The sequence below is a fragment of the Aphanothece microscopica RSMan92 genome (assembly GCF_046613545.2).
Classification (GTDB): Bacteria; Cyanobacteriota; Cyanobacteriia; order PCC-6307; family Cyanobiaceae; genus NIES-981.
This window is the reverse complement of sequence record NZ_JBKKKY020000069.1, coordinates 1-12535: the sequence shown is the minus strand read 5'-3', so window position 1 is coordinate 12535 and position 12535 is coordinate 1. Positions and strand designations below refer to the sequence as shown.

The 12535-nt window shown below is 70.3% G+C and carries 14 protein-coding genes; 3 read left to right on the top strand and 11 right to left on the bottom strand.

Features of this window, described 5'->3' with window-relative positions:
- Positions 1-114: 114 nt before the first annotated feature.
- A complete protein-coding gene (locus ACLD7X_RS14205; RefSeq protein WP_411424314.1) occupies positions 115-981 on the bottom strand; it encodes a 3'-5' exonuclease in 867 nt (288 codons plus the stop codon).
- A 70-nt stretch (positions 982-1051) separates the two neighbouring features.
- Between ACLD7X_RS14205 and ACLD7X_RS14200 the strand changes: the two genes are divergently transcribed.
- Together ACLD7X_RS14200 and ACLD7X_RS14195 are read left to right on the top strand one after the other, a co-directional pair.
- Positions 1052-1513, top strand: coding sequence for a peroxiredoxin (locus tag ACLD7X_RS14200; protein WP_411424315.1), 462 nt, complete (start codon positions 1052-1054; stop codon positions 1511-1513).
- 36 nt (positions 1514-1549) lie between these two features.
- Positions 1550-2296 (top strand): DUF1350 family protein, encoded by a 747-nt coding sequence (locus tag ACLD7X_RS14195; protein ID WP_411424313.1) that lies wholly within the window; start codon positions 1550-1552, stop codon positions 2294-2296.
- Positions 2297-2339: 43 nt separating this feature from the next.
- Here ACLD7X_RS14195 and ACLD7X_RS14190 read toward each other — a convergent pair whose 3' ends face one another.
- Both ACLD7X_RS14190 and acs read right to left on the bottom strand, forming a co-directional pair.
- Positions 2340-2966, bottom strand: a complete 627-nt coding sequence (locus tag ACLD7X_RS14190) for a DUF502 domain-containing protein (protein WP_411424312.1) — start codon at positions 2964-2966, stop codon at positions 2340-2342.
- A gap of 5 nt (positions 2967-2971) precedes the next feature.
- A complete protein-coding gene (acs, locus tag ACLD7X_RS14185; RefSeq protein ID WP_411424311.1) occupies positions 2972-4939 on the bottom strand; it encodes an acetate--CoA ligase in 1968 nt (655 codons plus the stop codon).
- A 137-nt stretch (positions 4940-5076) separates the two neighbouring features.
- On the opposite strand from acs, the gene ACLD7X_RS14180 reads away from it, so the two are divergent.
- Positions 5077-5562 (top strand): hypothetical protein, encoded by a 486-nt coding sequence (locus tag ACLD7X_RS14180; protein WP_411424310.1) that lies wholly within the window; start codon positions 5077-5079, stop codon positions 5560-5562.
- Here the strand turns inward: ACLD7X_RS14180 and ACLD7X_RS14175 are convergent.
- From ACLD7X_RS14175 to ACLD7X_RS14140, 8 genes are all read right to left on the bottom strand, one after another.
- A complete protein-coding gene (locus ACLD7X_RS14175; protein WP_411424309.1) occupies positions 5505-5990 on the bottom strand; it encodes an ATP-binding protein in 486 nt (161 codons plus the stop codon). The two genes, ACLD7X_RS14180 and ACLD7X_RS14175, sit on opposite strands and share 58 nt — an antisense overlap.
- 2 nt (positions 5991-5992) lie before the next feature.
- On the bottom strand, positions 5993-7015 hold the full coding sequence (locus tag ACLD7X_RS14170) for a sugar transferase (RefSeq protein ID WP_411424308.1): 1023 nt from the start codon (positions 7013-7015) through the stop codon (positions 5993-5995).
- Positions 7012-7497 (bottom strand): glycosyltransferase, encoded by a 486-nt coding sequence (locus ACLD7X_RS14165; protein WP_411424307.1) that lies wholly within the window; start codon positions 7495-7497, stop codon positions 7012-7014. The genes ACLD7X_RS14170 and ACLD7X_RS14165 overlap by 4 nt, the downstream gene beginning before the upstream one ends.
- Entirely contained in the window at positions 7494-7985 is a 492-nt protein-coding gene (locus ACLD7X_RS14160) for a UDP-N-acetylglucosamine--LPS N-acetylglucosamine transferase (RefSeq protein ID WP_411424306.1), read from the bottom strand. Before ACLD7X_RS14160 ends, ACLD7X_RS14165 begins: the two co-directional genes overlap by 4 nt.
- A 4-nt stretch (positions 7986-7989) precedes the next feature.
- Positions 7990-10041, bottom strand: coding sequence for a glycosyltransferase family 2 protein (locus ACLD7X_RS14155; RefSeq protein ID WP_411424305.1), 2052 nt, complete (start codon positions 10039-10041; stop codon positions 7990-7992).
- The gene (locus ACLD7X_RS14150; protein ID WP_411424304.1) at positions 10034-11308 is read right to left on the bottom strand and encodes a lipopolysaccharide biosynthesis protein; all 1275 of its coding nucleotides are present in this window, start codon (positions 11306-11308) and stop codon (positions 10034-10036) included. The genes ACLD7X_RS14155 and ACLD7X_RS14150 overlap by 8 nt, the downstream gene beginning before the upstream one ends.
- Entirely contained in the window at positions 11305-12297 is a 993-nt protein-coding gene (locus ACLD7X_RS14145) for a glycosyltransferase family 4 protein (protein WP_411424303.1), read from the bottom strand. Before ACLD7X_RS14145 ends, ACLD7X_RS14150 begins: the two co-directional genes overlap by 4 nt.
- 1 nt (position 12298) lies before the next feature.
- Positions 12299-12535 (bottom strand): hypothetical protein (locus ACLD7X_RS14140; RefSeq protein ID WP_411424302.1); only part of this gene is annotated, 237 nt, incomplete at its 5' end.

The window sequence follows — 12535 nt, the reverse complement described above, 5'->3', positions numbered from 1 at the left end:
CACGGCCTCGGTTCCCTTCAGGGTGGTGCGACCTGCGGCGGGGGGGAGCCGAAGCCACCGCTGGCCTTCAACCAATGGAAGGAAATCGGTTGGCAGGTAAGCCTGCCCGAGGGCTCAGGCGGCCTGGGTTTCGGACTCCACCCGCTGCACCGGGAAGGGCAGGGCACGGGCTTCCCGCTCGCTCAGCCGGCGGGTCCAGGCCCCGCGCACCGGATCGTTCCAGCGGAAGCCCGCCGCCTTGGCCTGGTGCCGCTCGGCATAGGAGAGCTGGGCGCGGAACAGGGCCCGGGGTTCGAGGGCGGCCGTGAGCAGGGCCTCGAGGTCGTCGCAGCGCTCCAGCACCTGGGCCAGGTAGATGCAGTCGGTGAGGGCCCGGTGGGCGGCCCAGACGGGCACGCCATAGGCCAGGGCGAGATCCCGCACCGAGGGGCAGGGGCGCAGCTGGCGCTCCGCCGGCCAGCGGATGTCCTCCATCGAGCAGATCCAGGGGCGTTCGATGGCCGGCAGCTCGCCGTGCCCGAACCACTGGCGATCGAAGCCGGCGTTGTGGGCCAGCACGGCGTCGGCATGCTCCAGCATGGCGACGAAGCAGGCCAGACCCTGCCGCCACGGCTGGGGGAGCTGGGTCACCCCGGCGGGGATGCCGTTGATCGGTTCGGCCGGATTGGCTGGGGCGGGCAGCAGGAACGACACCTGGCTGAGCACGGCCCGGGCGGGCACGTGGAACAGGATGGCGCCCACTTCGATGCAGTGGTCACTGGCAGGGTCGAGGCCGGTGGTCTCGGTGTCGAGGATCAGCAGGGTGCGGGGCGGGCCCGGCTCGCCCGCCCGGGGCGCCGCCGGGATCGCGGAGGGGCGGGGGGCCGATGAGAGCCTGGCCGGTGGCGGCGGCGCAGGGGCCAGCAGATCGGTCTGCTGCCAGAGGTCAGGTTGCTCCGGAGTCGCGCCGGTCACGGACTGGGCCCTTGCAGCTGCACCCATGGTCCCAGCCCCGGGCGGAGGCGTCCATCGCCGGCGCCGCTGCCTAGGGTCGTGGCCACTTTGCTGCACAGTGATGGGCCTGGCCGCCGGCGACCGCGCACCCCTGATCGCCCTCACCGACCAGAACGGCACCGAACGGCGCAGCGACAGCCTGGGCGGCAAGGCGCTGGTGCTGTTCTTCTATCCCAAGGACGACACCCCCGGCTGCACGATGGAGGCCTGCGCCTTCCGCGACAGCTACGCCGACCTGCAAGGGCTCGGGGCGGAGGTCTGGGGGGTGAGCGGCGACGACGCCGCCAGCCACCAGCGCTTTGCCCAGCGCCACAACCTGCCCTATCCGCTGCTGGTGGACCGGGGCAATGGCCTGCGCAAGGCCTTCGGGGTGCCGGGGGTGCTGGGCCTGCTCCCCGGCCGGGTGACCTACGTGATCGACGGGGAGGGGGTGATCCGCCACGTGTTCAACAACCTGCTCGACGGTCCGGCCCACCGGCGCGAGGCCATCGCGGCGCTGCAGCGCCTCCAGGGGAGCTGAGGCCGGACCGATCGGCGGCAGACGGGGCACGCGGCGATGATGCGGTGGCGGCAGCAGGGGGAGCTCTGGGGGCTGGAGCCGGCGGGCCCGCCCCGCGGCCTGATCGAGTTCATCGGCGGCAGCTACCTGGCCGCCACCCCCCAGCTGAGCTACCGGCGCTTGCTCGAGGCCCTCGCGGCACGGCAGTGGCGGGTGCATGCCTGGAGCTACGTGCCGGGTTTCGACCACCAGGCCCAGGCGAACAGCGCCTGGCGGCTGTTCCGCCAGCTGCGCGAGGGCGACCCGCCGATGGCCGCCGCCCCGGGCCAGGGCAGGCCTCCCCTGCTGCGGCTGGGCCACAGCCTGGGCTGCAAGCTCCACCTGCTGGCCCCCGATGGGGGCCGGCGCTGCGATGGGCTGGTGGCCCTGAGCTTCAACAACTTCTCGGCGGAGCGCTCGATCCCGCTGCTGGCGGAACTGGGGCAGCAGTTCCGCTTCCGCAGTGAATTCAGCCCCTCGCCGGAGGAGACGCTGGTGCAGATCGCCGCCAACTACCGCCAGCCGCGCAACCTGCTCGTGCGCTTCAGCCGCGATGGCATCGACCAGAGCCGCCGGCTGATCGGGGTGCTGCAGGGGCGGCCGGGGGATGCCTCGACGCTGGTGGAGCTGCCGGGGGATCACCTCACGCCGGCCAGCGGCGGGCTGCGGCGCCAGCTGCTGGGGGAGTGGGCCGACGATCCGTCGCGGCAGCGGGCGATGGAACGGCTGGCGGATCAGATCACCGCCTGGGCCGGACTGGGGTAGCTCTCCCGCCTGCGCCGATCTGTCCCTGGCCTGATCAGGCCGATCACTCCAGCGGCTTGGGCCGCAGCGGGCCATGGCGTTGCTCGAAGGCCTTCACCATGGCCGCGCTGCCGGAGCCCCAGCGCGCCACGCTCTGCATCGCCTCGGTGAACGGCACATCGAGGAGGTGCACCCGGCTGGCATCCACCACGAGCACCGCTCCGGCAAAGGGGGTCGGGATGGACGGCACGAACACCGTGAAGCGTCCATCGGCGAACTCCTCGATGACGAACGCCGGCAGCAGGCCCTCATCGCTCTCGAAGAAGGCCGGTTTCCACACGTTCTCTTCGCTGGTGCCCAGCAGCTGCTGAAACAGGCTGCGGAACAGCGAGTAGCCCGGAATCCGGTCATAGAGACGGCGTTCCAACCGCTGGTGGATCGCATGCCCGGCCGGCGTGGCCACCACGAACCCCACCAGCAAGCAGATCGCTGCCAGCAACAGCAGCGAGAGCACCTTTTCCACCGGCAGGGAATCCGGCACCACCAGTGCCAGCGGCTTCACCAGCCCGCCGACGGCCTTCATCGCCTTGACCAGCAGCAGAAAGCTGAGGTAAGCCGGCACCACGATCAGCAGGCCCCGGAAGAAGGTGTTCACGAGCGTCTCCTCCAGCCGCCGCGCCTTGAGGCCCATGGGCGTCACACGCGCAGCTGATCGAGCACGGAGCGATCCTCCAGGGTGGAGGTGTCGCCGCTCACCTCCTCCCCAGCCGCCAGGGCCCTCAGAATCCGGCGCATGATCTTGCCGCTGCGCGTCTTGGGCAGGGCATCACTGAAGCGGATCACATCCGGCCGGGCGATCGGACCGATCTCCTGGCCCACATGGCCGCGCAGCTCCGCCATCAGCGCGTCGTCGCCACTGCGGCCCGCCTCCAGGGTGACGAAGGCCACGATCCCCTCGCCCTTGAGCTCATCGGGCCGGCCCACCACGGCGGCCTCCGCCACCGCCGGATGGCTCACCAGGGCGGATTCGATCTCCATCGTGCCAAGCCGGTGCCCCGACACGTTGATCACGTCATCCACGCGGCCCATCACCCAGAAGTAGCCGTCGGCATCCCGGCGGGCGCCGTCGCCGGCGAAGTAGAGCCAGCTGCCGTCGGCCGGACGGATGTGCTCCCAGTAGCTCTTGCGGAAACGCTCGGGATCGCCGTGCACCGTGCGCATCATTCCCGGCCAGGGGCGCCGCACCGCCAGATAGCCGCCCGCATCAGCGGGCTGGGAGCGGCCCTCCAGATCCACGATGTCCGCGGCGATGCCGGGCAGCGGCAGGGTGCAGGAGCCCGGCTTGGTGGGGGTGGCCCCGGGCAGGGGGCTGATCATCACGCCGCCGGTCTCGGTCTGCCACCAGGTGTCCACCACCGGGCAGCGGTCGCCGCCGATCACATCCCGATACCACATCCAGGCCTCGGGGTTGATCGGTTCGCCCACGGTGCCGAGGATCCGCAGGGTGCCCATGTCGTACTGGTCGGGCACCTCCCGCCCGCTCTTCATGAAGGCCCGGATCGCCGTGGGCGCCGTGTAGAAGATGCTCACCCGGTGCTTCTGGATCACCTCCCAGAAGGCGCCCGGTTTGGAGGGCCGCGGCGCCCCCTCGTACATCACCGTGGTGGCACCGTTCGAGAGCGGCCCGTACACGATGTAGCTGTGCCCGGTGATCCAGCCCACATCGGCCGTGCACCAGTGCACGTCGTCCTCCCGGATGTCGAAGATCCACTGGAAGGTGAGGTGGGCCCAGAGGTTGTAGCCGGCGGTGGTGTGCACCACCCCCTTGGGCTTGCCGGTGGAACCGGAGGTGTAGAGCACGAAGAGGCGGTCTTCGCTCTCCATCGGCTCGGCCGGGCAGTCGGCGCTCTGGCCATCGACGAGCTCATGCCACCACAGATCGCGGCCCTCCGCCATGGCGCAGTCCTGCTCCGTGCGCCGCACCACCAGCACGTGCTCCACGCTGGGGGCGGCGCCATCGGCCAGGGCCGCATCCACCGCCGGCTTGAGGGCCACGGCCTTGTCCTTGCGGAAGCCGCCGTCGGCGGTGATCACCAGCTTCGCCTGGCCATCGATCAACCGGTCGCGCAGTGCCTCGGCCGAGAAGCCGCCGAACACCACCGAGTGGGGGGCGCCGATGCGGGCGCAGGCCAGCATGGCGATGGCGGCCTCCGGCACCATCGGCATGTAGAGCGCCACCAGATCCCCCTTGCCGATGCCCAGCGCCCTGAGGGCATTGGCGGCCCGGCACACCGCGGCGTGCAGCTCGCGGTAGGTGAAGCGGCGCGTGTCGCCCGGCTCCCCCTCCCAGATCAGGGCCGTCTTGTCGGCCCGCGGGCCGTCGAGATGGCGGTCGAGGCAGTTGACGCTCAGGTTGGTGCGGCCGCCGCCGAACCAGGTGGCGAAAGGCGGCTGGCTCCAGTCGAGCACCGTGTCGAACGGTTCGAACCAGTGGAGATGCTCCCGCGCCAGGCGGCCCCAGAAGGCCTCGGGGTCGCTCTCCGCCTCGGCGGCCAGGGCGCGGTAGGCCTCCATGCTGCCGATCCGGGCCGAGGCGGCCAGCTCGGCCGGCGGGTGGAAGACCCGGCCTTCCTGCAGGACCGATTCGATCGTGGCCTCGGGCATCGCCAGGGCAGTAGCGGCTGCCTCATTGTGGAGCGGCGGGCCGGAAGCGGCCGCTGAGCGCGCCAGGGCAGAGACCACACGACACACTGGGGCAGCACCAGGGTTCCGGATCAGCCCGCATCAGCCCGCCTCTGCCCATGGTCGGCTCGCCCCTCCAGCGCCACGGCACACCCCGGGCCAGTGCCCGCGGTGCGCTCTACACCACCCACCACGACCGGCCCGTGGCCGGCCGGGCCTGGTGTTTCTGGTACCTGCAGACCAGCAAGAAGGTGTGGTTCGCCGTCGAGCGCCGGGCCGTGGAGCACCTGGAGCCGGTGTTCACCTACGACGGCCGGCCGATCCTGCATCACAGTGAGCGCACCACGTCATGGACCCGCGCGCTGCCGCCCTACGCCGGCCGGCCAGCCGTGAGCTGGGGCGACTTCCTCGGCACCGGCTTCGCCCCCGGGCCCGCCGGCACCGGGCTCTACCTGCAGCTCTGGACCCGCTGGACCTGGCTCCACCCGGAGGCCTGCGGCCGGCCCGAGCAGTTCGGTGTCGACTTCTTCGACCCGTGCGCTCCGCCTCAGCAGAGTGGCTTCTGCAGCACCAGCACGTTGCCCCCCTCCGGCAGCGGGTCGTAGTGGATCGACCAGCCGTGCTGGCGGTGCAGCCGCAGCAGCATGATCAGCCCCCAGTGGGACTCGCGCTCCGGCAGGGCCGTGGGGTCAGCTGGTTCGCTTCCACCTGCGCCATCGGCCGTGTCCTCCAGGGCCCGCCAGACCGCCGGGATGTCGAAGAACGGGCCGTGGTCACGAATCCGGATCCGCAGCCCTGTGGCGTCATACGCCACGTCGACCTCGATGGCGGGCGGGCTGGCCAGGGGGGCATGGGCATGGCGCACGGCGTTGGTGAAGCCCTCGACCAGGGCGGTCTGGGCCTGGACCCAAATCAGGGGATCGAGGGAAGGGGGCTGGACCTGGGAAAACCAGGCGAGCAGCGCCGAGGTCTCCTCCAGCCGGCTGGGGAACCGGGCGGATCGGCTGGTGGGGGTGGCGTCGGCAGCGGCCATCGTCAGCTGGCCCCTGAGCGCTTGCTGAAGATCACCGCCAGTGTCTTGAAAATCAGCCGGATGTCGTACCAGAAGCTCCAGTTCTCCTGGTAGCGAAGGTCGAGGCGGATCACGTCCTCGAAATCCAGCACGGTGGAGCGGCCATTCACCTGCCACTCACCGGTGAGCCCCGGGCGCACATCGAGACGCTGCCAGTTCGGCACGGCGTAGCGGTCCACCTCATCGGGGGTGGGCGGTCGGGTGCCCACCAGGCTCATGTCGCCGATCAGCACATTCCAGAACTGGGGCAGCTCATCGAGGCTGGTGCGCCGCAGAAAGCGGCCGACCCGGGTGATGCGGGGATCCTTGGCATTCTTGAAGAAGGCCCCCGAGGCCTCGTTGCGCACCGTGGAGCGCAGCGCCTCGGCGTTGACCACCATCGAGCGCAGCTTCCACAGGCGGAACCGCCGCCCCATCCATCCCATCCGCACCTGGCCGAAGAGGATCGGCCCGGGGCTGTCGAGCCGGATCGCCAGGGCCAGAAAGGGAAACAGCACCAGGGTGATCGCCAGACCCACCAGGGACCCCACGATGTCGAGCACCCGCTTGGGCCTTGAGCGCACCGAGGGATGGGTGATCGCCGGCCGCTCCTTGGCATGCACCGCCTGGGACGGGTTCAGGCCCTCGGTGCCCTCCTGCAGCGGCAGAGCCTGCTCGAGGCCCATCAGCGAGAAGGCCAGCTTCACCTGCGCCCCGGCACTCCAGGCCTCCACGGGAAGGCCGTGGTGGCGGGCCAGCTTCAGGTTGGGGATCAGGGAACCGAGACCGCTGCTGTCGATCAGCTCGGTGCGGCTGAAGTCCAGCACCAGCCGCCGGGTGTCGGGAAACCGTGCCAGCAGCTCCTCCAGGGCCTGGCGGAAGGCCACGGCCTCGGTCACGGTGAAGCGCCGCGGAAAGCCGAGCAGCAGCAGACCCCGGTGGAAGGTGACCCCGACCCCATGAGGGCCGGTCGGGGCTGCGGAGCCGTTGGCCGGAAGGCTGGTCATGGGCGGACGGGAAAGAGCTGCTCCAGGCGGGTGCAGACCGCCTCGGCGGCGGCCACCGAGAGATCGCCGATCGACACCCGGCTGGGCCGCGCCAGGAAGCGCACCAGATCGCCGGGCCCCCAGCCGATCGGCACACCCATCGAGGCCAGGGCCTGGGCCAGTTCCACCTGGTGGTCGTCCACGTGTTCCTGGTAGCGCTGGCTGCGGGGCACCAGCAGGAACGGGGTCTCCATGCCGTCGAGCAGCAGCACCGTGCCCTCACCGCAGTGGGCGATCACCAGGCGGGCCCGCCGCACCAGATCCTGGAAATCGTGCTCCTTCAGCAGGCGGTAGACCTTCGCGCCCCCGGGCAGCACCGTGCAGGTGCCGTACTGCACCACCACCTCCTCATCCCCCAGGAGGTCCTGCTGGATCAGCAGCTCCACCCATCCCATCAGGCGGTTGAAGGGGAACTTCTCGGTTCCGACCGTCACCAGGATCATGGCAGGGGTCCTCCTTCTGCAGGGATCAGCTCGGCATGGATCTGCTCGGCCCGGATCAGCTCGGCCCGGGGATAGCGGGCCTGCACCTGGGGCCAGTGAACGAAGAGCCGATCCAGGAAGGGCAGCACGAGCCGGGCGGAGAGGCTCAGGCTCTCGATGCGGGTGATCGACTCCACGAACACCGTGCGGCAGCCCAGCAGCTTGCCCACGATGAGAAAGGGCACGGCGACGCCAGCTCCGGTGCTGAGGATCACATCCGGGCGCTGGCGGCGCAGCTCACGCCAGGAGAGCAGGCCGTTGCGCAGCAGGTTGGGCAGATGGCGGTTGGTGGGGCTGTGGGCCCAGCGCACCGACTCCCCTTCCAGCGCAGCCCTGGTGGTGGCGGTGTCGAAGGTCACCCAGCTCCGCTGGTGCTGGCTCCAGAAGCGCCGCAGCTGGAGCAGGCCCTTGAAATGCCCCCCGGACGAACAGACCAGCAGGAGTCGCATCCGTTCAGCTCCGCTCGGCCCGGGCAGGCGTGCGCATCGCCAGGCGCTGGCTGAGGCCCGTGATCGGCATCATCACCGATTCCAGCCCTCGGTACAGCGGCCGTGGAAGCAGCACGCCCAGAAATCCCGCCGCCAGGGTGATCAGCGTACGCAAGGGCTCCTCCAGCAACAGCCGCGGGTAGCCCCGCAGGGCCCGCAACACCAGCCGGGTGCCGAGAGCGGGCTGCCGTTCACGGATCGCCCGTCGCGACAGGTAGCGCAGCTGGTAGGCCCTGGCGCGGGCCCCGTGGGCGCGGATCAGCTCAGGGGCGTAGCCGGCTGTCTTGTCGATCACCCGCTGCCAGCTGGCGAACTGCTTGTCGATGTTGGCTGAGAGGCCACCGCTGCTCACCCGGTACTGCGTGAGCGCTTCCGGAATGCCCTCGATCCCCCAGCCGCTGGTCAGGGCAATCCGCAGCCAGCACTCGATGTCCTCGGACTGGCGAAAGCTGTCATCGAACCAGTAACTCTCGACGCTGCCGTAGAGGTTGGCCTCGAAGCGGATCGCCTCGAGGACCTCCCGCCGCATCACCACGCAGGATCCGTTGCTGATCGGATTGCGGCAGAGGATCACTTCCGGGGTGATCCCGTGGAGCGCCGGGGTCTGGTAGATCCCGAGCGGCTTGCCCTCGGCATCGATGAAGGCGGAGCGGGAGTAGCTCACCCCCACCCCGGGCTGGGCGCGCAGATGCTGCACGTGGCGTTCGATCTTGGTCGGCAGCCAGAGGTCGTCACTGTCCAGAAAGCCCAGCACGGCGCCCCGGGCCTGGCGGATGCCCGTGTTGCGGGCACCCGCCAGGCCGCGGTTGCGCTGCTGGATCACCCGGATCCTCGGATCGTCGTAGCGGCGGCAGATCGCCACCCCGTCATCGGTGGAGCCGTCGTCGACCACCAGGATCTCCAGGTGGCTGTAGGTCTGGGCGAGCACCGATTCCAGACTGGCCGCCACGGTGGCCGCTGCGTTGTACAGGGGCATGACCACCGAGACCAGGGGATGCTCGGGAAGTTCGATCGGAAGCACAGGCGAGGGCACGGTGCGGGCGGGGGAGAGTGGGGCGGGGGTGCCCCGCGGCCGGGGCCACCATGGCGCCAGCAGGGGCCGGGCGAAGACCGCCACGACCGTGGGCAGGGTGCGGCGCGGCTCCCGCAGCAGCCGCCACGGATCCGACCTCAGGGCCCGCACGATGAAATCCCGGCCCTGGGCCGGCGGTACGGAGAGACGCAGCGAGCGTCGGGCCAGGTAGCGCAGATGCACGGCCTGGGCTTCGGCGAAATGCCGCGCCACCAGATCCGGCGCGTAGCCCCGCACCTGCTCGATCAGGCGCAGCCAGCCCCGCTCCATCCGCTCCAGGCTGGCCGAAAGCCCCGCCGTGCTGGTGCGGTAGTAGGTGAGCACCTGGTCCAGCGGCTCGATCCTCCAGCGCCCGGCACTGGCCAGGCGCACCAGCCACTCGAGGTCCTCCGAATAGCTCATCTCGGCCACGAAGCCACCGATCGCCTCGAACACCTCCCGACGCACCACCCAGTTGGAGGTGGTGGTGGTGGGGTTCTCGGCCAGCAGTCCGGCGGCGGTCAGCGGCAGGGGCGGCAGGGAGGCGATCCCCCCCGTGGGGCGCCCCTCGGGGGTCAGAAATTCCACCCGGGCAAAGCCGAGGCCCAGGCCCGGATCGCGCGTGAACTGGGCCAGGTGCCGCTCCAGCTTCTGCGGGTGCCAGAGGTCGTCGGCGTCCAGGAAGGCGATCAGCGGTGCCCGGCTGGCGGCCACACCGCGGTTGCGGCTGCGGGAGACCCCCGCGTTGGGCTGGCGCAGCAGGCGGATGCGGGGGTCCTGCGCGGTGACGGCGGCCACGATGGCGGCACTGTCGTCGCTGGAGCCGTCATCGATGGCGATCAGCTCCCAGTCGGGCAGGGTCTGGTTCTGAACGGTGCGCAGCGTCTCGCGGAGACAGGGGGCGGCGTTGTGGATCGGCATCACCACGGCCACCCGGGGGGAAGGGGCGGGGCTGGCGTCAGGCACCGACCGCTCCCCCCGGCCGCAGCAGCAGACGACGACCCAGCAGCAGGTAGAGCGGCTGCAGGCCCAGATGCACCAGGGCCACGGCGGCGGCCACCCCGAGCCCGCCCCAGCGGGTGCCGATCAGCACAGCGCCGGTGAGCACCACCGTGAACGCGAGGTTCCAGAGCAGATCCACCTGGGGCATCCCCACGGCGCGAAACAGCATCGAGGCGGCGTTGGCGAAGGGGCGGGACAGGGCCGAGAGACAGATCAACACCAGAATCGGCACGGCACCGGCCACCACCCATTTCTGGCCGAACACCAGCGGCACGTAGAGCGGCGCCAGGCTGGACTGCAGGGCCACGAGCGGCACGATCACCTTCGCGATCGTCCACAGGTTCTGGGAGAACCGCTCGCGCAGGGCCCGCGGTTCGGAGCGGATGGCGCAGAGGTCTGAATAGAGCGAAAGACCGAGGGCATTGATCACACTCAGACTCAATCCCAACCCCGCATTGAAGGCGAAGTAATACACGCCGAGCGCCTGCATGCCGATGAAGCGACCGATCAGGAGATAGTCGACATTCTCCCGGAACGTGTTGAGCAGCTCCACACCGAGGATGCGGCTTCCGAACCCCAGGATCCGGCGCCAGCGGTGCAGCGTGAACACCAGCTGGGGGCGCCAGGATTCGTAGCGGAACATCATCGCCACCCACACCGGCGCCACCAGCAGTTTCGGCAGCACGATGGCCCACATGCCGAAGCCCAGCACCGCCAGCACCCCGGTGAGGATGTTGTCGGCCACAACCTGGGCCAGATTGGTGAGGCTGAAGATCTTGAGGCGATTGTCGCGGCGCACCAGCGCCGTCTGCACCATGGCCAGCGGGTAGATCAGATAGGTGAAGCCCACCAGGATCACCGGAAGCACCAGCCTGCCGTTGCCGTAGAAACGGGCCACCAGAAAAGAGCCGCCCAACTGAACCAGAAACAGGCCGATGCCGATCAACCAGTTGAGGCACCAGGCGGTCTGGCAGAGCTCGGCGATTTCCTCCGCATCGGCCTGCACGAGCTTGTCACCGATGCCATTGCGGGTGAACACCCGCACGAACTCGGTCGTCATCAGCACGATCGCCGCCAGGCCGTAGTCCTCCGGCGTGAGCAGCCGGGCCAGCAGCACGGTGGCCACCAGCCGGGAGACACGGATCCCGATTTCACCCAGCCCCATCCAGCCGATGTTGCGAACGAAGCGGTCCTGGGGAAGGCGACGCCGAAGGCCCTCGATCCAGCTCATCGGGGCTCCGCCAGCAGGCCCTGCCATCCGTCGAGGTAGGCCTGCCAGGAACCCCGCGCCGAGTCACGGGCACCGCGCGACCAGGCCGCCCGCTCCTCCGGCGTGCTGGCCAGGAGCTGCTGCAGCGCGCCCGCCAGGCCCTCGGCGCTGGCGGCGGCAGCCTGCAGGCCGCAGCCGTCGACCTGCTCGGGGAGCCCATCCACGGGGCTCACGATCACCGGTCGGGCGGCGGCCCGGGCCTCGAGGCACACGTTGCCCCACGGCTCCCAGCGCGACGGGATGATCACGGCATCGGCGGCCGAGAGCAGCTCGGGGATGTCGTTGCGGGCACCCAGCAGCTCGATCCGGCCGTCAGGGCCGGCCAGGCGCTCGAGTTCCCGGCGCTGCTCCCCATCCCCCACCAGGCGGAGCTGCAGCGGGGCCTGCGGCAGCAGCGCCATCGCCCGGATCAGCAGGTCAAAACCCTTCTGGCGGGTGAGACGCCCGTAGGCCAGCAGGCGCAGGGGCGCTCCAGGCGGAACCGCTCCAGGGGGTGGCAGGGAGAGGAAGCCATCCAGGGGCCGGGAGGAGCAGATCAACCGCAGGCGCGGAGGGGGCACGAGCCCGGCAGCGCCCATCCAGGCCGCCTGGGCGCTCGAGACCGCCACAACCCGCTCCATGCAGCCGTAGGCCAGGCGGAGCATGGCGCGGAAGCGCCGCCTCGAGGGAACGGTGTGCTCCTCGAATCCCTGGCAGTAGTGGTGCTCGAACAGGATCTGACGGCAACGGCGCCTGGGCAGCAGGCGAGGCAGGGCCTTCCAGGAGGCGGCAACGTGCCACACCAGCAGCTCCGGAGCCCAGGAGGCCAGCGTCGACTTCAGTTCGTCCTGGCCGGTGACCTCGAAGCTGTGCTGCTGGCCCAGGCTGGAATCGGCGAGGCTGCGCAGGGTGGGGCGGATTCCGCCGGCCCAGCCCATGCCGCCGGAGGGAAGCACATGGAGCACGCGCATGTCAGTTCATCCCCTCCAGGCCGAGTCTGTCCATGCACCAGCTGAAGTCGCGGCGCACCTGGGAGCGGATCGCCTGGTCATCGAAGGGCACGGGTCGGCTGGCCAGGATCGCCTCGCCGGTGGCGACGGGGTCGAATCCGCCGAGGTCACAGCCGGGCAGCTCCAGCCGCTCGCAGAGGTCCCGGCCCTTGTTGGAGTAGTGGAGATGGAAGGGCACCCGCCCGGCCGCCAAGGCCAG